The 19,210-nt window shown below is 41.7% G+C and carries 25 protein-coding genes; 14 read left to right on the forward strand and 11 right to left on the reverse strand.

The window, feature by feature from the left end:
* The first annotated feature begins 126 nt into the window (after positions 1-126).
* The 8 genes from HZA10_09305 to HZA10_09340 all read left to right on the forward strand — a co-directional run bounded on the left by HZA10_09305 (position 127) and on the right by HZA10_09340 (position 5,017).
* The gene (locus HZA10_09305) at positions 127-972 is read left to right on the forward strand and encodes a transposase (GenBank protein MBI5196506.1); all 846 of its coding nucleotides are present in this window, start codon (positions 127-129) and stop codon (positions 970-972) included.
* A gap of 114 nt (positions 973-1,086) precedes the next feature.
* Positions 1,087-1,284: a type II toxin-antitoxin system VapB family antitoxin gene (locus HZA10_09310; GenBank protein ID MBI5196507.1), complete on the forward strand. Its 198-nt coding sequence runs from the start codon at positions 1,087-1,089 to the stop codon at positions 1,282-1,284.
* Between the two features lie 316 nt (positions 1,285-1,600).
* The gene (locus HZA10_09315) at positions 1,601-1,753 is read left to right on the forward strand and encodes a hypothetical protein (GenBank protein MBI5196508.1); all 153 of its coding nucleotides are present in this window, start codon (positions 1,601-1,603) and stop codon (positions 1,751-1,753) included.
* Between the two features lie 58 nt (positions 1,754-1,811).
* Positions 1,812-2,153 carry a hypothetical protein gene (locus HZA10_09320; GenBank protein ID MBI5196509.1) on the forward strand — a complete coding sequence of 114 codons (342 nt, stop codon included), beginning with the start codon at positions 1,812-1,814 and terminating at the stop codon, positions 2,151-2,153.
* Positions 2,144-3,088 (forward strand): hypothetical protein, encoded by a 945-nt coding sequence (locus HZA10_09325; GenBank protein MBI5196510.1) that lies wholly within the window; start codon positions 2,144-2,146, stop codon positions 3,086-3,088. The genes HZA10_09320 and HZA10_09325 overlap by 10 nt, the downstream gene beginning before the upstream one ends.
* Before the next feature lie 2 nt (positions 3,089-3,090).
* Positions 3,091-4,293, forward strand: coding sequence for a ThiF family adenylyltransferase (locus tag HZA10_09330; protein ID MBI5196511.1), 1,203 nt, complete (start codon positions 3,091-3,093; stop codon positions 4,291-4,293).
* Between the two features lies 1 nt (position 4,294).
* Complete coding sequence (locus tag HZA10_09335; protein ID MBI5196512.1) at positions 4,295-4,675, forward strand: hypothetical protein; 381 nt, start codon at positions 4,295-4,297, stop codon at positions 4,673-4,675.
* Positions 4,676-4,693: 18 nt separating this feature from the next.
* Positions 4,694-5,017 (forward strand): hypothetical protein, encoded by a 324-nt coding sequence (locus tag HZA10_09340; GenBank protein ID MBI5196513.1) that lies wholly within the window; start codon positions 4,694-4,696, stop codon positions 5,015-5,017.
* A gap of 245 nt (positions 5,018-5,262) precedes the next feature.
* On the opposite strand, the gene HZA10_09345 is transcribed toward HZA10_09340, so the two are convergent.
* Together HZA10_09345 and HZA10_09350 are read right to left on the reverse strand one after the other, a co-directional pair.
* Complete coding sequence (locus HZA10_09345) at positions 5,263-5,760, reverse strand: NUDIX domain-containing protein (GenBank protein ID MBI5196514.1); 498 nt, start codon at positions 5,758-5,760, stop codon at positions 5,263-5,265.
* A gap of 232 nt (positions 5,761-5,992) precedes the next feature.
* The gene (locus tag HZA10_09350; GenBank protein ID MBI5196515.1) at positions 5,993-6,211 is read right to left on the reverse strand and encodes a DUF167 domain-containing protein; all 219 of its coding nucleotides are present in this window, start codon (positions 6,209-6,211) and stop codon (positions 5,993-5,995) included.
* A gap of 66 nt (positions 6,212-6,277) precedes the next feature.
* Between HZA10_09350 and HZA10_09355 the strand changes: the two genes are divergently transcribed.
* Both HZA10_09355 and HZA10_09360 read left to right on the forward strand, forming a co-directional pair.
* A complete protein-coding gene (locus HZA10_09355) occupies positions 6,278-6,565 on the forward strand; it encodes a hypothetical protein (protein MBI5196516.1) in 288 nt (95 codons plus the stop codon).
* Positions 6,562-6,936 (forward strand): ArsR family transcriptional regulator, encoded by a 375-nt coding sequence (locus HZA10_09360; GenBank protein ID MBI5196517.1) that lies wholly within the window; start codon positions 6,562-6,564, stop codon positions 6,934-6,936. The genes HZA10_09355 and HZA10_09360 overlap by 4 nt, the downstream gene beginning before the upstream one ends.
* Before the next feature lie 124 nt (positions 6,937-7,060).
* Here HZA10_09360 and HZA10_09365 read toward each other — a convergent pair whose 3' ends face one another.
* On the reverse strand, positions 7,061-8,788 hold the full coding sequence (locus tag HZA10_09365; protein ID MBI5196518.1) for an ATP-dependent DNA ligase: 1,728 nt from the start codon (positions 8,786-8,788) through the stop codon (positions 7,061-7,063).
* A gap of 22 nt (positions 8,789-8,810) precedes the next feature.
* On the opposite strand from HZA10_09365, the gene thiD reads away from it, so the two are divergent.
* Positions 8,811-9,584 carry a bifunctional hydroxymethylpyrimidine kinase/phosphomethylpyrimidine kinase gene (gene thiD, locus HZA10_09370; protein ID MBI5196519.1) on the forward strand — a complete coding sequence of 258 codons (774 nt, stop codon included), beginning with the start codon at positions 8,811-8,813 and terminating at the stop codon, positions 9,582-9,584.
* A 78-nt stretch (positions 9,585-9,662) separates the two neighbouring features.
* Here the strand turns inward: thiD and HZA10_09375 are convergent, their stop codons facing one another.
* From HZA10_09375 to ald, 5 genes are all read right to left on the reverse strand, one after another.
* A complete protein-coding gene (locus HZA10_09375; GenBank protein ID MBI5196520.1) occupies positions 9,663-10,499 on the reverse strand; it encodes a LamG domain-containing protein in 837 nt (278 codons plus the stop codon).
* 430 nt (positions 10,500-10,929) lie between these two features.
* Positions 10,930-11,295, reverse strand: a complete 366-nt coding sequence (locus HZA10_09380) for a DUF5615 family PIN-like protein (GenBank protein MBI5196521.1) — start codon at positions 11,293-11,295, stop codon at positions 10,930-10,932.
* The gene (locus HZA10_09385; GenBank protein MBI5196522.1) at positions 11,292-11,519 is read right to left on the reverse strand and encodes a DUF433 domain-containing protein; all 228 of its coding nucleotides are present in this window, start codon (positions 11,517-11,519) and stop codon (positions 11,292-11,294) included. Before HZA10_09385 ends, HZA10_09380 begins: the two co-directional genes overlap by 4 nt.
* 131 nt (positions 11,520-11,650) lie before the next feature.
* Positions 11,651-12,502: a hypothetical protein gene (locus HZA10_09390; GenBank protein MBI5196523.1), complete on the reverse strand. Its 852-nt coding sequence runs from the start codon at positions 12,500-12,502 to the stop codon at positions 11,651-11,653.
* Between the two features lie 315 nt (positions 12,503-12,817).
* Complete coding sequence (ald, locus tag HZA10_09395) at positions 12,818-13,909, reverse strand: alanine dehydrogenase (GenBank protein ID MBI5196524.1); 1,092 nt, start codon at positions 13,907-13,909, stop codon at positions 12,818-12,820.
* Positions 13,910-14,000: 91 nt separating this feature from the next.
* On the opposite strand from ald, the gene HZA10_09400 reads away from it, so the two are divergent.
* From HZA10_09400 to HZA10_09410, 3 genes are read left to right on the forward strand one after another with little or no spacing between them, the layout of a single operon-like run.
* Positions 14,001-14,315 (forward strand): PilZ domain-containing protein, encoded by a 315-nt coding sequence (locus HZA10_09400; GenBank protein ID MBI5196525.1) that lies wholly within the window; start codon positions 14,001-14,003, stop codon positions 14,313-14,315.
* A gap of 42 nt (positions 14,316-14,357) precedes the next feature.
* Positions 14,358-14,846: a type II secretion system protein gene (locus tag HZA10_09405; protein MBI5196526.1), complete on the forward strand. Its 489-nt coding sequence runs from the start codon at positions 14,358-14,360 to the stop codon at positions 14,844-14,846.
* Positions 14,847-14,870: 24 nt separating this feature from the next.
* A complete protein-coding gene (locus HZA10_09410) occupies positions 14,871-15,431 on the forward strand; it encodes a hypothetical protein (GenBank protein ID MBI5196527.1) in 561 nt (186 codons plus the stop codon).
* Between the two features lie 18 nt (positions 15,432-15,449).
* Here the strand turns inward: HZA10_09410 and HZA10_09415 are convergent, their stop codons facing one another.
* The 3 genes from HZA10_09415 to HZA10_09425 form a co-directional block, all read right to left on the reverse strand.
* The gene (locus HZA10_09415; GenBank protein ID MBI5196528.1) at positions 15,450-16,751 is read right to left on the reverse strand and encodes a nucleoside transporter; all 1,302 of its coding nucleotides are present in this window, start codon (positions 16,749-16,751) and stop codon (positions 15,450-15,452) included.
* Between the two features lie 155 nt (positions 16,752-16,906).
* Positions 16,907-17,923 (reverse strand): LamG domain-containing protein, encoded by a 1,017-nt coding sequence (locus HZA10_09420; protein ID MBI5196529.1) that lies wholly within the window; start codon positions 17,921-17,923, stop codon positions 16,907-16,909.
* 24 nt (positions 17,924-17,947) lie between these two features.
* Entirely contained in the window at positions 17,948-19,000 is a 1,053-nt protein-coding gene (locus HZA10_09425; protein MBI5196530.1) for a YncE family protein, read from the reverse strand.
* Positions 19,001-19,210: the final 210 nt, after the last annotated feature.

Consider the following 19,210-nt stretch of genomic DNA (forward strand, 5'->3'; position numbering starts at 1 on the left):
AAATAAATCCAAAAGATGCAAAGGCCTATAACAATGGTCATGAAACGAATGGTGAAACGAATTGGTCAGAATTGGGGTCAGGTCTTGTTTCTTGCATTTTAAAAATTAATATGCTAAAGTAACTGCATGGCAAGACCACTGCGAATAGAATATGAAGGAGCAGTATACCATGTAACCTCCAGAGGCAATAGGCGAAAGCCTATTTTTAAAGACGAAGGCGATCAGAGATTATTTCTTGCCACATTAGAAAACGTCAATAGACGGTATAACTGGCTCTGTCATGCCTACTGCCTGATGAACAATCATTATCACCTCATCATAGAAACACCTGAGGGTAATCTGTCAAAAGGAATGCGTCAGCTTAACGGTGTTTACACCCAGATGTTTAATAAAAGGCATAAAAAAACAGGCCACATATTTCAGGGGAGATACAAGGCAATACTTATTCAAAAAGACAGTCATTTATTAGAGGTGTGCAGGTATGTAGTATTAAATCCGGTAAGGGCAAAGATAGTGCAGATACCGAAGAACTGGAAGTGGAGTAGTTACCTGAGCACAATTGGATTGGACAAACCTCATTCATGCTTAACAACGGAGTGGATATTGGGGCAATATTCAAAAAGAAAAAGGCAGGCTGAGAAAAAATACAGTGACTTTGTTGAAGCTGGGATTGAGGGAAAGGTTATATGGAGAGATATAAGGGGACAGTGTATTCTTGGGAAGGAAGAATTTGCTGAAGGTTTAATGGATTATATAAAAGGGTATCGGGATATAAAGGAAATCCCCAAAAGCCAGAGATATGCAGACAGGCCAAGACTTGACATGTTATTTGATGAAGGCATAATAAAAGACAAAACAAAACGGAATAAGATAGCAAAGGAAGCAGTAGAAAGATATGGTTATACGCAAAAAGAGGTTGCAGATTTTATAGGGATACACTATTCTGTAGTAAGTAGATTGATAAAAAAGTAGTTAATGCAAGAAACAAGACCTGACCCCATGCATGCCAACTGACCCCATGCCAGAGGTTTTATCTTCAAAAAATATCGTTTGACGTAGCTGCATATTTGGTTCATATTAATTCAAATGAAAATTACTTTAAATATAGATGACAAGGTTTTAAAGAAGGCGTCTGAACTTACCGGGGTTATTAAAAAAACTTCTTTGGTGAGAATGGGGTTGGAAGCATTAATTGCCCGCGCAAGTGCGAGAAGGCTTGCTGACCTCGGAGGGACTGAAAAAGCACTTCGTTCTATTCCGAGAAGACAGCCGCGGCTTATTTAACTGCTGGTTCTTTTCCTCAATTTATCTATCAGCTTTTTCTTCTTCATATTTTCCTTTGCGGTGAGTTCGTTCAAAATTAAAAAACTGTAACATTGGACATTTGTGTAACATTACAGCAATGTGTCACATCACATTTTACGCTAATCCGGGACATCCACCCCTTTTCTAACCACTTGTTTTTTATAAAGAAAATATAAGTTCTGACATTATATTTTTTCTGGCACAAATATTGCTTTCATATTTGTGTATGGTCTTGATTTTTAAGACTTTTAACGGGTGGCTTGACACCCGAAACAAAAAAAGGGGGGGCAAAAAAATGGATTTAAAACAGCTAAAAAAAGAGATTGAACTGGCTGAAGAGGTTGAAGTCACTTATGAAGGCAAGCTGGTAAGCAAGAGCGCGGTTAAGGAGAGTCTTTATGTGCGCTATACGCCGGAGAATAAACCTGTAGCAGTTGGAGTTAAGTGAGGCAGATATGCGGTGGTGGGAAAAAAATCCCGGAAGGCTTTTACAGGAGAGAGAAATTATGCAAAGAGCTTTTCCGCATGCAGCGCTTACAAAGCTTAAAAACGGGCTTCTTGCGTGGGATGTGACGCTGGAAAGCAACTCCGGCAATTCCTACAGGGCATTGATTGTTTATCCGGAAGGTTTTCCGTCAGTGCATCCTTCTACCTATATCCTTGAACCGACAATCAAAGACCGAACACCGCATGTATATGCGGATGGACATCTTTGCCTGTTTAATACATATGACAGGCCTGAGAGCACTTATGTGCCCGGAAAAACCACGGCCGTGACCGTAACTGTCTGGACTGCGGCATGGATTTTTACTTATGAAAATTACAAAGAAACTGGCAGATGGAGTTAGGCTTAGAGGAGAAACGGAATACAGAAATGATAGCAGAGGGAATAGATAAAAAAAGCGGTCTTAAACTCAGGGTGAGTTCAACGGCCTATGATGCCATAGTTGACGAATCAAAGAGATGGAACGGCGTTGAAACCGGGACTGTGCTTGTGGGAACACAGGACTCTGACGGCTTTACCATAACCCATGTGATAACACCCGGAGCTAATGCAAGAAGGTCTTTGGCCTCATTTTCACCGGATGTTGAGCATGTTAATAAAGAACTAAAAAAATTAAGGGAGATGTATGCCGTGGATTACTTAGGTGTTCATCATCTCCACCATATAGATATGTCGTATCCGAGCATTGGGGATTTGAGGCAGGCCGGGGCAATTTTAAAAGATAAGGATTACAAGATAAACGGCCGTTTTTTGTCTATTATTGCTACAAAAAGCGGAGATGATGTCAAAATGTTCCCGTATGTGATAACAAGGGAAGATATGAATTTTAAGAAGCTTGATTATGACATTGTTTCTGAAGCGCCGGAGAGCCTCGCAAAGAATAGCAGTGCATCGCTGTCGGGCATCTGGGCCTCAGGTTATATTGACAAGGAAAAAAGGATTGACAGGGAAGTACAGAAAATTACAAGAATCACAGGGACTTATCCTGAGATTAAAATTATAAAGGACAATACCCTGGCTGTTGAGGTTAAGGGTATTCTTTTTATGCTTCCTCCTGAATATCCGCTTGCACCGCCGAGGATATTTTTAAAGAAAATGAATAAGTTTAATGAGATTGTCGTAAATGAACAATTCAGGTGGAACTCTTCTTTTGATTTGGCAGAACTATTGAATTGCAGGAGATTAAGGCTTCGCTTTGCATTAAAAAAGTTATCGGAAGGCTTATTGCTTTTAATAAAGTTGCCTTTAAAACTTCTGTATGAAAAGAAGGCGGTATAGGGTTGATTAACAGGCTTATAGTCAACGAAATATTACTTGAAAGTATGAAGAAAGACAAGGAGGGTTATCTCTTTGGGCTTATTCATAATGAAGAGGGTATTGCACATATAATGGATATATCAGCGGCAAGAGATAAGCAATCAAAATACAGCAGGATTGGCTGTTTTGGTAACGCTGCGGCTGAAAAAGAGGGCATATTTTTCTCACCTGAATCCATGAAAGCCGTTGTCTTAACTAACGGCCTGGAGAGTGAATTGCGGGTTGAGAAAATAAGGCTGAAGACTGATATTTTTACAAGAATGAAGGGCCTTCTGGATACAGATGTTTTAAAGGGCAAGAAAGTTGCAATTACGGGATTGGGCTCTGTCGGAAGTCTTGTGGCATTAGAACTCGGCAAGGCAGGCGTTGGAGAATTTATCCTCATAGACTCTGATGAATTGTCTGTTAACAATGTATGCAGGCATATAGGAGACATAGAGGACATCGGAAGGTATAAAACTTCTATTGTGAAGGATAAGATTATCCGGAGAAATCCATTGGCAAAGGTTAAATCCATAGAGAATAATATCCTGGATATTGAACCGGACAAGGTTGAGGAGATGCTGTCGGGTGCCAGCCTTTTAATTGCCGCTACAGACGCAAAGGAAGCTAATTTTTATTTAAACGAATTATCTCTTAAGCTTAATATCCCGCTTGTATGGATAGGACTTTATGAGAGGGCTTCGTGGGGACATATTGTTTATTCAATTCCCGGCGAAACGCCCTGTCTTGCCTGCGTAGTTCCGGCTATTTCTGAAATAATTGAAACTATTCCAAAAGAAGAAAGAGTTATAGATTATACGGCAGTGGAGGATATCACTAAAATAAAGTCAGAACCAGGATTGGGAACAGATGTGGCGTTTGTCGCAACTGCCGGCGCTAAAATTGCTCTTGCGCTATTGTTAAGAGACAAGGAATACAGTTCTTTTATGAGGTTTTTCCCTTCAGAATGCACAATGTTTATTGCGGCAAATAGTCATGGAGCTATTTTCCGCGACACAAAACCATTGACCACTTCATGGGTAAAAACAAAGACCAGAGAGGACTGCGATTATTGCCGGAAGGAAAGATATCTGGAGAAATATGATATGTCCCAGACTGAACTTTCGGATTTGGTTGCTAAATTATTAAACGAAGTCTCTTTATTGGATACGGAAAAGGGCTGAAATGAATTTAAAAGAACTCAGCAGAAAAGTTAAATATTTTTTCTCTATCAGTGAAGGAAATTATGAACAGGATCAGCTCGGATACTTTCACTGGTATGAAAAAGACCCTAAAAGATTAAAATGGGAAGCGGCTATGATGAATGCGCTGTTTCCTCAGTTAATTCTGTTGAGGTTAAGGGATGGCAGGCTTGCCTATCGCGGCAGTGTTAACGGGAAAGATATAGCGCTTGTATTCCCTTATCTTTATCCGATTGAACCGCCGCAGGTTGCGGTTTTCAAGGAAAAGGTTCAAGGTGACGACCCCGACAGTTTTTATACCGGATTTATATGGCAGACCAATATGTCTGCTGTTGATATACTGAGAGGGATTCAGCCTAATTAACGGACAGGAGATTAAGTGATGAGTCAGTTCAATAAATACGGAGAAATTATTCCAGATGATAATGAGCTCGGTCAGGCTTTTCAAAGGGATGACCGGCATGCCGGGCCGCAGGCGTTATTTAATCCATTATTAGGGGTTATAACCGTTTTCTTATCAATTTTATTGATGCTGGGTTTTATGACAATATACAAAACTTACAAAAATATAGTCCCGGATACAGACTACTTTGAGGCCTTTACTCAGATAGAGCGCTTGTCACAGGACGAATATAAAAATTATATCACTCAAAACTCAAAATTTCCTGAATTTTATAGATATAATAACGCTGAAAATCTAAGATAAAAATAAGGAGGTGAAACAAATGGATTTAAGTCATCTTCAAAGAGATCTTGCTCAGGCGCAAGAGGTAAAGGTAACGCTTGAGGGCAAACTGGTTGATAAAGACTCTGACTCAGCAGGCACGTATGTGAAATCCAATACGTGGGCATAATTTTAGCGGGGGCTGTGGCCCTCTGTAAGAAAGCTTAGAGTTAATTGCTCGTAAGACGTGAGGCGTCAGATGTAAGGCGAGTAATAAATATATTCCCTTACTTCTTACGCTTCAGGTACATGCTGAATTCATGCTCAAAGTTGTCGCTGAATGTGCCCTTTCCGAGCGAGTGCTCTATTTCCTTTATGTCCCACGAACGAACCTCATCAATTTCATCTTTGTTAAAATGTATTTTGCCATCATACCTGCAGGAATAGGTATAGACGAGTTCTGTCTCATATGGATTTGAATGGATGTATGTATAAAGGAAGTTAAGGCCGCGTGCTTTTATCCCCAATTCCTCTTCCATTTCACGATTTAATGCCTCTTCAATTGACTCACCCTGATTTACATGTCCGCCGACAGACGTGTCCCATTTGCCTGACGCTACATCTTTGTTCATTGAGCGTTTCTGAAGGATTAAACCGCCTTTTCCGTTAAATACGAGCACATGGACAACCCTGTGCATTAAGGACGGATTTCCGTGTATTTCAGAACGCGGAAGGGTTTTCAGCACTTCGCCTTTTTCATTGACTACTTCCAAAAGTTCTTCCATAAAATCCCCTATGGTAATTAATAGATGGGAGATATGTCTGAAAAAGCTTTAGAGCAACACCGATATTTGTCATGTTGCCTTTTGAGTATTTAGTCCAGCTTAGAGAGCCTGAAAATTTGAAGCATGACATACAATAATCTTCGTTGCGTTCTAAAGATTTTGAAGATGTGTCGCCCATCTATTTCGTTATTTTTTATTTTAGCTTTTTCAGACATATCTCCCTGCTGTCATTCTATTCTCTTATCTCCACAATCTTTTGTTTTGACTTTATCCCTGAGACAATCTCAACCCGTGACTTGGGGACATCAAAATATCCCGCAAGCGCTTTTATCAGCGCTGTATTTGCCTTATTTTCAATCGGCTGTTCTTTGACATGGACGATATAACCGCTGTTGGTTTTTTCAACTTTTTCCACTCTTGATTTCGGCTTGATTGCAACTGAGATTTTCATAAAAATTATTTTCTAATATATACCTTCTTGACTAAACTTATACATATATGGTATAAATAAACCAATATGGCGGCAGAGCTTGTTTTCCATGAGAAAAGATATTTCACAGATAATTCTTTTCAGGAAGTAAAAATATGGAAGGTGGCTAAAAGCAAGGATAAGCCGCACGGGTTTAAATATTCATTTGCATACATTGTCAATAATGAAAGAGTTATTTGTTATGACAACGCAGAAGGCAAGGGAGACCACAGGCATTACAGGGATGAGGAATATTCATATAACTATCAGAATTTTGGGAAACTATGGAAAGATTTTAAAAGTGATATAGAACGATTCAGGGAGGGCAGGCTATGAAAATCAGAAATATAAAAATATCGATAAAATCCGATGATGAGCTTTTTAACGAAGTCAAGGAAGTCTGCGGAAAACTTGAAAGGGGAGAGAAGGTCAAAAAACATGAAGGTATTTCTTTTGAAAGCATTGAGGCGATGAGGAAGGTTTTGACAGAGGAGCGCTTGAAGATACTTAAAACTATTAAAAAAGACCATCCAAGGTCAATATACGAACTTGCTAAAATGCTTCACAGGGATATAAAAAATACATTTAACGATGTGCAGTTCCTTGCACAGGCAGGGCTTATTGAATTAAAGAAAATAAAAGATGGGAGGGAAAGAACAACTCCTCGTGTGAATTATGATAAGATTTTGCTGGAGATACCAGTGTAACTTTTGTAACTGAGATTTTCATGCGCTTTTGCCTGTGACAAGCCCAAGGTCAAAGACCTGCCTGCAGTATTTTTTTAAAATAGTTTTTTCAGCCTTCATCCTTCCACCCTCATTCCTTTGCTTTTTACCCTACCTTCACCTTTTTCTGCTGATTGGATATCTCAATAATTTCTTTTACTGAATTTGCATCCTCCGGTTTTTTGTCCATGCGGATAAAGCCCACTGCCCTTGGAAATCTTAGCGCATAACCGATGCCTTCCCTGTCTTTGCCTGCCGTATGCAAAGGAGAGCGTGTTATCTCGTCGGCAGTAACGGTTACAACATATTTTGGCTCAACCCAGACATCAGGCTCTATCACAGAGTCAACACGCGGGTGTTTATGCTTAAGGGCAATCCTGTCAAGGATTTTTTTCAGCTCAGAAAATTCATCTTCTGAAAAACCCGACCCTACCTTGCTTACAGTTTTGAACGAGTCTGTTTTTTCATCATATACAGCGCCGAGCAGGGCGCCGACTCCAAACTTTGCCCGCGCCCCCCTGCCTCTGAAATATCCTACAATACATATGTCAATGGTGTCTGCAAGCTCTCCGCGGTAGCTCCTCTTTAATTTTATCCAGTTGAAATTCCTTGCGCCGGCAGAGTAGGGCGCATCAAGCCTTTTTGCGACAACACCCTCAAGCCCCCTTTCAATGGCCTCATCAAAATATTCATGAATCTTCTGGGGATTGTCGGTAATGAACATCTCCGCAGGCTCTATTACGGGATTTTTCTTTATGAGGGACTCAAGTTTTTCCCTTCTTTCGGCATAAGATTTCTCTGTGTAATCCTCGCCGTCTGCGTACAGCAGTTCAAAGGCGAAAAACTTAAGCGGGTATTCTTTTGCAAGTTCAGATATGCCGTGTTTACGCTTTCTCTGCATGGTAATCTGAAAAGGGAACAGCTCTCCTGTTGTTTCATTGTAGGCAAGCGCCTCTCCCTCAAGGATTGCCTTTTTTGCAAGGATATGAGTTGTTACTGCCGCGGTGATTTCAGGGAACATGTGTGTCGTGCGCTCAAGATTTCTTGAGAACATCTCAACATTATTACCGTCTTTATGAATTTGTATCCTTAAGCCGTCGTATTTTGCCTCAATGGCGGCCCTGCCCATCTTCTCAATTATTTCCTCTGAAGAAGGAACCCTCTCGCAAAGCGCCATCCTTACCGGATATCCCGCTTGAATCCTGAGTTTTCTCACGCCTGCCATGCCTTTTTCCAATAAAGTTTTTGCTACAAGCCCTAAATCAGAGCACAGGTTGTACGCCCGCTCAAGCTCCTGCCTCAGCCCCCTGTCGCCTTTTGAAAGGGCCAGCGCCTCAAGCACTGTAGGGTCTCCAACGCCCAGCCTAAGACGCCCGAGGACAAACCTTGCAATATACTTTGCCTCGTTGGAAGATGTCCCGCGCAGCAGATTGCTTAAAAGGCTTATCTTTTTCTCAACACTTCCTGTGCCTCCTGTATGCGCGATGTCCGTAAGCTCATCATATGCCTTTCCAACGCTAAGCCCTTCTCCCCTGTCTTTCAGCAATTCCTCTGCCGTTTCTCCGAGGTCTCCGGTTTTTCTGAAGACCTCCTCAACTTTTTTGGTCGGTGCATGAGATGCGTCTGAGAGGGCTTTTATAAGGAGTTTTTCAGACATGCCCATTTCAATTCCTTTAAACGGAGGAAGAAGCTGTCCCTGGCTTAAGTAGATGATCTTGTCTATGTCATTTGCAGAGGCCTCATTAAAGAGCCTTGCCAGTATTTCAAACATCTCAAGGCGTTTTGAAGTTGCTTCAAGCTCTTCAAAATATCCTGTGAGCCTTGCAAATTTCATTACAATATTATAATGTCTTTTTATGAAGATTGCACTTACTATTGCAGGCTCAGACCCGACAGGCGGCGCAGGGTTTCAGGCAGACCTGAAGGTTTTTAAGTCGCTCGGCGTCTATGGCTTGAGTATTCCTTCGGTTATGACTGCCCAGAGCACTGCAGGGGTTTCTGATATTTTTGAACTTCCGGAGTCATTTTTTTCAGCAGAGCTTGATACCCTTTTGCAGGATATTCATCCTGACTCCCTGAAGACAGGCATGCTTTACAGCACTGATATTATCAGAATTACTGCGCAGAAAATTAAAGAGTATTCCCTTCAAAATCTTGTCATTGACCCTGTGACAGTGTCTTCAACAGGCGTCTCGCTTGTCAGGGACGGTTGTCTTGAGGCATTGAAAGAATATCTGTTTCCGCTTGCAAAAGTCATCACGCCGAATATTTACGAGGCGTCTGTTTTTACCGGCATAAATATTGATAATGAAAAAGACATGAAAGATGCGGCAATGAAGCTGTCCCGAAGCATCGGGATTGGTCCTGAGGCGGTCATTGTCACAGGCGGGCATTTAAAACATGCCGCCATTGATATCGTATGGGACGGCAAGGAATTTCTGACGCTTGAAAGCGAGAGGGCGGAGGGCGAATATCACGGCACGGGGTGCGCTTTTTCCTCGGTGATTACCGCCTGCCTTGCGCTTGGGTATGATGTCAGGGAGGCGGCTGTAAAGGCAAAGGAGTTTGTCGGGAATGCGATAAAATCAGCGGTGATGATAGGGAAGGGGATGAAGGTGCTGAATTTCTGAGGAGGTTGTAGTTTTATTTTGAAAATAAAAAACATAAGGGCGTGGTTATGCCACGCCCCCTCTTGCTTTCTTAGTCTGTCATTCCTGCGCAGGCAGGAATCCAGATTTTCTTCTCCTCAATAAATTCCTTGCTCCCAATACTGCCCCGCCGGTAAGAAAAAGAATGGAGCTGATGGGTTCAGGGCCGAGATTATAATTTGAATAGATTTCCGAAGGTGTAAGGGCACGGTTATAAATAGCAAGCTCATCAATGCTTCCTGTGAAATTTTCACGATAAGCTCCAGAGTAGAAAACGGCACCAATAATAAAGTCGGTTAGTCCAGAGTTGACAGGCAAACCTGCCCCGATATTAATAGAAGCATCTTCAATTCCGTTTAAATAAAGCCGCACTGTGCCATCGTTAGTGTCATAAGTTGTAGCTACGTTTACCCAACTTCCCAATGGAATGTTAGTTGCACCTTCCAACTGAATCCGGCTGTTTGGATAAGATTCAGAATCAACAGTTTGAATTCTAAGATTGTCGCTGGTGTTGCCATCTTTGAAGACGTATGACCAATCACTTTCTTCACTGTTCCACTTAGAAACTATTACATGCGGACCGTCAGTTGACGTAGAATTAACCCAACCCTGGATGGTAAATCCACCGGTAAAATTTAAAGAGGAATCATTAGGAACAATGACATAATCATTTCCTACGGTTCCGTCAAAACTTAAAGCGCCGCCAGTTATCCCGCTTGCCCATGTTGCCCCGTAAATCGTTCCATCATTATTACCAACAGAATCATAAGCCGTTGTCCCACTGCCTTCATTAAAATTCCAGTATGAAACAAGACCGTTTTGGTTAATTTCAGCAAATACCGTAGTTGCCATAAAAATACTGACAACAACTAACAAAAATAAATATTTTTTCTTCATTGCAGCCCCCTTTTTTTTAAAAAAATTTTTACAAGCTCTATTTTCTGTTTAAACGAAACTTATGATTTCTTTGAACTCTGAGGATTATCACTTTTTTTACACCTCACCCCCCCCATTTGTCAAGAAATTTAATAATATTTATAGGTTCTATAAGAATTTTTAATAGTAAGTTTTGTGTGGTTTCATCAGTAGTGTCAGGTAAATCTTGTATACATAAATAACGTCATTCCCGCTTGACGGGAATCCCTCTTTTTACTTAAATGAAGGAAAGATTCCGGACAAGCCGGAATGACAATCAGAGTGTGGTTTCTTAAGAAAGGCAGGGGAAATGCAAAGCTTAAATAGAAACTACGATTTCAACGAAGACACTGGATTCCCGCTTAAGACATGCGGGAATGACAGAAGAGTTTCGCCAGCAGGGTTATGAGGCTTAACTTATCGGCAAAGCCCTGATTCTGATTCTATTGTCTTCAAAAACTACAACGCTTCCCGCTGATAAAGCATCTTGTATTGTTGGAAGGTTTGATATTAACAGTGAAAGTTGTGAAGAGGGACGTTTATCAGTGCATCTAAAAAGTATTACAGAGGGCTTGGAATATTGTTTTAAAGCGAGTAATGTTCCAAAGTCAGTATCCGCAGATACAATTATCCTGTCATTCTGTAATGCATAGTCAAAGATTACAATATCGGAAGATGACTGCATGCCGATATCCCTGACATGGACTGCCTCAAGTCCGGCGTTTTTTAATCCTTTTGCAATTATAGGTGAAAGGGCGTTATCTATGAGGAATTTCATGCAGCAACGAGTGGGATCTGACGTTCTTTTACTGCTTCTGCGGCATAAAGCAATGCTTCACGAATATCTTCTGCTTTAATATCAGGATATGCCTCAAGAATTTCTTTTTCAGTCATACCATTAGCTACCATGCCGACAATTGTGGTTACGGGAATCCGCAACCCTCTGATACAAGGTATGCCCCCCATCTTATCTTGTTCTACTGTAATGCGTGTAAACTTCATTGTTATTCCCCTCCATCAAACTACTGCATTCTTGTTACCTATCCTCATTATACCAAAGCAGCCTAATAAAAGGAAAAATATAGTCAGAAAGGCGGCTTCACAGTGCTATTATTATTTATATAACAGAAACCCTAAAACGCATATCTCAGATTGACCATGCCTACCAAGATTTCCATTTTACTGTCAGGGAACACAGCCCTTGTTGAGCCTTGGGTAATTACATCGCTTTGATTGAGCTTAAGCAGTGTGTAGCTTCCACCGACATAAAAATTTATTTTTTCAGTTATCTCCCGCGCAATGCCGAGGCCAAGGTCAAGGCATGTGCCGTCTGTGTCAAATTCAAACTGCGAGTATGAACTGTTTTCTACAGTGCCTTTCGGGTAATAGGAATATGCCGCCCTTGCGTCAAGCGCCCATTTATTAATTTTATATCCAAGCCCTGTCCCTAACCCCGTCCTCCATAGGCTGAAGTCTTCGGTACTTCTGCCTGCTGCCGAGGCGCCGCGCCAGATAAATTTATCCCTCTTGAAATTTATGCCGTCCCATCCGCCTGATGCATAAAGCCTGTAATTGAAATTATCTAAATTATTTTTATATCCGAATCTGAGGTCATAAAACTGTCCGAAGACTTCCATGTCATTTGTCTGCGTCTGAATGCCGTTTCCCTTCCATGTTTCAGTATCCCCCCTGCCGGACGCCCAGTCAGTTGTAATGCCTGCGTAAAAGTTTTTCAATTTTTGAAAAGTATACTCGCCTGATATGCCCATCAGCACAACTTTCTGGCTGGATTTTGATTCAACATTTGTTCCAAAAGCAGAACTGCTTTCTTCATATTTAAGCGTCCCGTATCCGGCGTGCACGCCCGCGCCGAAACCGCCGGCATGGGAGATGCCGGTGAAAGATATGAGCAGGACTGTTGATAAAAGGAATTTTTTAGAGACAAGTGTAATATGGCGGGAAAACTGCCTCTGAATTTTTATCATCGTCAAAGAAATAATTAAATTTAAAGACCCCATGTGATAGTTTTTTAATTTAAACTCAAAACCTTATACTTTTTTTCGTTAAGGTGACGAATAAAAATTCTTCATCAATCTTCCCGCCATAATTATCTATCTTAGAACTATTATAACATCAATGAATATACAGGAAATGCTGGTGAATAATTTCTATACGACACCTTAGAAAAATTATAAGGGAAAACTTATGCTTTTAAATAACGGACTATTACAGCAGGTCTTATCTTAAATAATTTCTTTGTCGATTTATAGAAATTATGAGGCAGTTTTTCCTGTATATTTTCAGTTTACAATTTTTTTGTTTATTGATTCCGCCAGCCCCCTGTGCATTATTTTGCCTTTATATGTATTCAACGCGCTTCTTAAGGGAGAGTCATCACGCGCCGAGTTCGCTATCCCGTTTTTTGCAAGCAGTTTAATATACGGAAGGGTTTTGTTTGTGAGGGCCAGCGTGGAGGTCCTCGGATATGCCCCCGGCATATTGGCAACGCAATAGTGGATAACCCCGTCAACTTCATATACCGGGTTATCATGTGTTGTCGGTCTGGTTGTCTCAATACACCCGCCCTGGTCCACAGACACGTCAACAATGACAGAGCCTTTTTTCATCTTTGATACAATCTCCCTTGAAATCAGTTTCGGAGCCTTTGCGCCGGGAATCAGCACCGCGCCTATTACGGCGTCAGCCTTCAGAGCCTCAGATTCAATGTTTTCCTTTGTCGCGGGAAGCGTGCTCACGGCGCCGCGAAAAAGTTCATCTATATACTTAAGCTTTTCAATTCCCCTGTTTATCACTGTCACCCTTGCGCCCATTCCAATTGCTACCCTTGCCGCATTTATCCCCACTACGCCCGCGCCGAGAATAAGGACCTTTGCCGGAGGCACTCCTTCCACGCCTGTTATAAGTATACCGTTTCCATTGTAAACCTTTTGCAGGTAAAATGCGGCTATGATCGGCGCCATCCTTCCGGCGATTTCACTCATCGGCATGAGAAGCGGAAGCGTGCCGTTTTCCTCAAGGGTTTCGTAGGCAAATCCGGCGATATTTTTTCTTAAAAGAATATCTGTCAGTTCTATGTTTGCCGCAAGATGCAGGTATGTAAAGACTGCCTGACCATGCTGCAGTAATTCATATTCAGAGGGGAAGGGCTCTTTTACCTTAACGATTAACTCTGATTTACTGAATAAAGAATTCTTATCCGATATTTCAGCTCCTGCCTTAGTATAATCCCTGTCAGAGAAGCCGTTTCTTTCGCCTGCTGATTTTTCTATAATTATACTGTGACCGTCTTTTTTAAGTTCCCTGACTCCCGCAGGTGTTACAGCGACCCTGTATTCATGTTTCTTAATTTCTTTCGGGATGCCTATAATCATTTGAAAAATATCATATCCAAAATATGTTGTTTCATCAACTAAATTCCTTGACTTTCCTGCTAATTTAGATATAATGAAATTAGGTGCTTATATGAATAAAAGGCGCGCAGAAAGACTGATGATGGGTTTTAGGGCTAAGCTTATGCAGGGAGGGGTGAACTACACCGGCGTTATAGAAAACATTTCAACAACCGGCATATACTTGGTAACCGTTCCCACAAAAACTGCAATGGGGCTTGCCCCTGACACAACGCTGGAATTAATGTTTGAGCCTTTGCCTGGTGAGACGCTTAATTTTCATTGCAAGGTAAAATGGCATAAAAAAACATCTCCACATGAACTGACGGATATGATAGGCATGGAAATTATTAATCCGCAGTGGGATAAAAGTAATTATTTCATCTAAAGATATAATGATTAACTTACAGGTGCTTTCAATATAGTTGCTATGAAAACATGCCCCGATAAGGCAGGCTTTTCACTCATAGAACTTTTGATGGTTGTAGCTATAATCGGCCTCCTTGTTGCAATTGCAATCCCAAGCTACCTCGGCATGAAAAGCAAGGCTCACAGCGCAAGCATGATAAAGGCGGCGCAGAGCGCTTCAAGCGAACTTCAGTTCTGGCTGCAATCCTCTATTTCTTCCTATATAAATTTAAGACAGGTGGATACAGACTTCAGCGGTAAAATTGATAATTCGGACAAAACAAATATACAGCTTCTTACTGATGGTGTGGCCAATACTTATGTAACTGAAAGAAACAGCAAACTTGATGAAAAATCGCCATGGTATACAAACATATCGCTGTGGACTACGGATAGTTCCATACCGGCCGGAAGGCTTACGGTTTTACAACTTTCCGGCACTTCAATAAGGATTGTAGGGAAGGATAAGGACGGTAGTATTATTTATGATAATACCGTTTCTTCCGACTAAATATCATACATAAGGAGTCAAAAAATGGAAGACACTTCAGTTAAACATACGGAAAAAAAATATGCTGCCCTGCTGTCTGTGATTAGCGGCATTGAAAACCGCCTTATCTGGTCTGAACTTATTTATCTTGCTTTGAATCTGTTTATATTTGTTTTTACGGTCAACTTTATATTTTCATTTATCCATAATGGATTGCTTTTAATAAATTCAATCAGTCTGGCGTTTGTTTTATACTGTCTTGTCGTTGGGATGGGCATTTGTGCTTACTGGATGGCCTCAGCCTCAAGGCAGCACCTCAGGCTCAAGCTTCATTATTTCCAGGCAAGATATCTTGAGCGCAAGATTGGTTTCAATGGAGAATATATATATTCTGATGCATCCGTGTTTTTTGACCCAAAGATTGGAAGTGTTGAAAGCGCTGACAATAAAGAAACTATTAGTTATCCAAGGACTGGTCTTTCAAAGATGACCGGTTTTTTAGGTATGGCAAAGCCAAGACATTTTTCATGGATAATGCCATGTATGTTTTTTGTAATTTACAGTCTTATTTTTATCTGGGTAATTCTCAGATTTGTAATTAGTTAAAGCGCTCTGCTTGTTTACCTACCTGTAAAGTATAGAGCTTCCCGTAAAGAAGGTCCCGGCCACTGCTGCCGTCATAAGACAGGCAAGTGTCGCTGCAATGAGCGCCCTCACACCGACATCTGAGATATCCTTTGTTCTTTTAGGCGCGAGCGCTGCTGTGCCGCCGACAAATATTGCAAGCGAAGCGATATGCGCAAAACCACAGAGCGCATAAGCGGCAAGGACCGCTGAACGCGGGTCTTTTAAGGCGCCTGACGTGAGGAGCGCCGCAAGGTCCTGATATGATTTTACCTCCGTGAGGACGGCGCGTTCACCTATGAGTTTTGCTATTTCAAGCGCATCGGATGGCGGAACGCCTATTACAAGCGTAAGCGGGTAGAAAAGATAGCCCAGAAGCCCTTTTAATGACCAGTCCAGCTGAATGCCTGCAAAATTATTAATCCTTAATCCCACAGATGAAAGAAGAAAATCCATAAGCGCAACAATACCTAAAAATGCAAGTAGAAGCGCTATTATGCCGATTACCATCTTAACGCCTTCGTTTGCTCCGTTTATGACCGCCTCTATGATGGTTGATTCTTTTTCATAATGCGGCGATACGTTTATCCCGAGCGTATCAGGCTTGCTGGTTTCAGGCATGATAATCTTTGACATTACTATTGCGGCAATTGCTGAAAGTATTGATGCTGAGACAAGATGCCCCGCTATTGTCGGAAATTGTCCGTGCAGGATAAAGACATAAAGAGCAAGGACGTTTGACGCCGTTGTTGACATCCCTGCGGCAAGTATGGTGCAAAGCTCAGACCGCGTCATGCCGCCGAGGTGGGGGAGCACGGTCATGTTGGCCTCAACGCCTACAAAAATATTGCTGGAGACACTCAGGGATTCTGCCCCGCTTATCCCCATCAGCTTTGTAAAGACCCTTGAGAAGATTTTCACGAGCCGCGGCATTACTCCAATGTAGTAAAGGACAGCCATCAGGCTGGCAAAAAATATTATTGTCGGCAGAGCCTGAAACGCCAGGACAAAACCCAGCGATTCCTCTCCCATTTCATTTTTTGTTCCGGGCGGCAGGGCAAGTCTTCCGAAGAGAAATCTTGTGCCGGCGCTTGCGCTGTCAAGCACCTTTACCACAGCATCGTTTATGAAGAGAAATACGTGTGAGCCTGCCGGCACTACGAATATAAAAATGGCGAATACTAACTGTATTACAGTACCCCACAAAATGACCCGCCAGTTGATGACCCTTCTGTCTGCTGAAAACGCCCAGGCCACCAGCATCAGGATAAATATTCCAGAAAAACTTATGAGGTTATACATTAAGTCTGCCTCCTTACATTAGATTCCCTGTGGTTTTGCCACAGGGAAGATTAATTGGGAGTTCTAAGACCGGCCTGCAGGTAATATTATATATAAAACAAAAGAGGGTGTCTCTAAAAAAAGAGACACCCTCTTTAAAAAAAAGTTTATAACATTTATTTTGAGAAAGGATACCCTGCTACCCAGTTGGCCGGGTCTTGTACTTCAAGGCTTTCCGGATCCTGCACCTGAGTATGGTACCCAACCCGTACGTTATGGTCTTTTTTAACTTTTTTTGCGTTTTTATAGTATCTGAAAGAACCATTGTTGCCATTCACGGAACTATCTCTGACGGTAGAACCTCCGCCTTCGTTAAACTTTAAATAAGTTGCTAAAGCGGCTGTGATTTTGCATGAACCTTCACCCTTAAGTTCCTGATTCATACATTCTTTGATTAGACTTTGTGTTCTTGCCTCTTTCCACAGTCTTATTTCGTCAATTGTGCCTTTAAACCAGTGTTTTATGCCCGGATGCGTCTCTGACTTGTCTTTTCCTCCGATTGTTTCTTCCGGTGTAATGCACTGATTTGCTCCAATGAAAAGAGATCCGGAATCAACCATTGCAGAAACGCCGGTTTTGCGATTTGGATGGTTACTATCCGCCCCTTCCAGCGGATTGCCGTCAACATAAACCGTAATTGTTCCGGTACTTACATCAAGTACTCCTGCTACATGGTGCCACCCATTGGTAAGGTCAGACGGCGTGTATGCAGTGGCGGCATACCATGCGCCGTTGCTTTTGACAGCAAATTTTACGCAGTTATAATCGGCATTGTCATGGCAGCCCTCGGATGCATTTGGGGAAGCGCCTTTCCAGAGATACAGCACAAAACCATCGCTTGTAACTCTTGCGGCAAGATTCCCGGCTGCTAAAATTACCCCTGGAATTTTTTCAGGCTTTATCCATGCCTCTATAGTTATGCTTGTATTCTTGAAGTCAAAACCTAAAGGGTATAATCTCGGGTCAGAGAGGGAAACAAGATTATACCAGTAAGTATAATCATCGTTGGAAACTTGTGAACCCGGGAAGTAGAGCGCAGAATTTCCTTTATCACCGGCATAACTTATACCGGTAACACCTACAGCAAAAACAAGAATCAATAGTATGGTGAATATTTTTTTGTACTGTTTCATCAGAACTCCCTCCTCCTGTAAATTTTAGAATGCCGCTATGCCCCATGGGCAAAAGCCCCTGTAAGATTTCATGCCTGTCAGGGGAATTGTAGACGTTACCTTATTTGCCGCCGTATCGATTACGGAGATGTTATTGCTGCCGCAGTTGGTAACATACGCCTTGCCGTCTGCAAGGACTAATGATATCGGTTCTGTGCCGACCTTTATTGTGGATTCTACGGTATCTTTTGAAGTATTGACTACGGAGATGCTATTGCTGCCCCTGTTGACTACATATGCCTTGTGTGCGGTTGAATCAACTGTCACATTATACGGCGAAGTGCCTACCTTTATTTTTGCGACTACTTTTTTGGCATTTACATCAATTACCGGCATCACATCAATTTTATCACCTACAGCATATACCTTATTGAGACCGGTATCTAAGCCTACACCGACAAAACTGTCAGTATTTTCCAGATTTTCTACTGTCGCCGCCATCTTTTTGGTCTGCAGGTCAAGGATTGAAAGCGTAGCATTGTGACAATTGACTGCATATGCCTTTTGACTGGCAATGTCCAACGCTATATTAAAGACGCCTATGCCGGGCGGTACGTCAGTATGAATGTTGCCTCCCGGCAGGTTGAGAAGCCCGTCAAATGTAGAAATAATAATATCAACATTATTACTTACAGGGCTGGTTACATAAACAAAGTTAACCGGAAGGCCTTTGACCCACTGATTAAGGTCAATGTTATGCGTGGTAGGATCAACTGCCACATACCAAGGATATGGGCCGACTGATAATATTGTACCTGTAACAAGATGGTTTACGGTATCTATTATTGAGACGGTGTTATCTCCTCTGTTAACTACATAAACCTTTTTGTTGGCAGGGTTATATGCTATCCCGGTAGGTGATGCACCAACTTTTATCGTGGTTATAACTGTATTTGTCGTTGTGTCAATCACCGATACGGTGTTATCAAGGTTATTGACCACATAGAGACGGGTAACTGCAGCAGATCCCCTGACAGCAGAAAAGCTGATTAATAATAACACCGTAAGAACAATTGATACTAAATGACTTAACTTCATTTTCCTTCCTCCTCCTTTTTGATAAATAAGGTTTTTGTGGAAAACAACAGTCAAAAAAACATTTCCTCTTTAAAAACTATCACATAATCGGGCAAAAGGCAAGCAAATTTTTATTGTAAATTTTATTTTAAAATCGTATAGTTTTATACTACGTCCTATTGGTTATACAAAAACAAATATCCGGGGAGGGGAAATGTTTAAATTTGAGAA

The organism is Nitrospirota bacterium, assembly GCA_016212185.1.
Classification (GTDB): Bacteria; Nitrospirota; Thermodesulfovibrionia; order UBA6902; family DSMQ01; genus JACRGX01.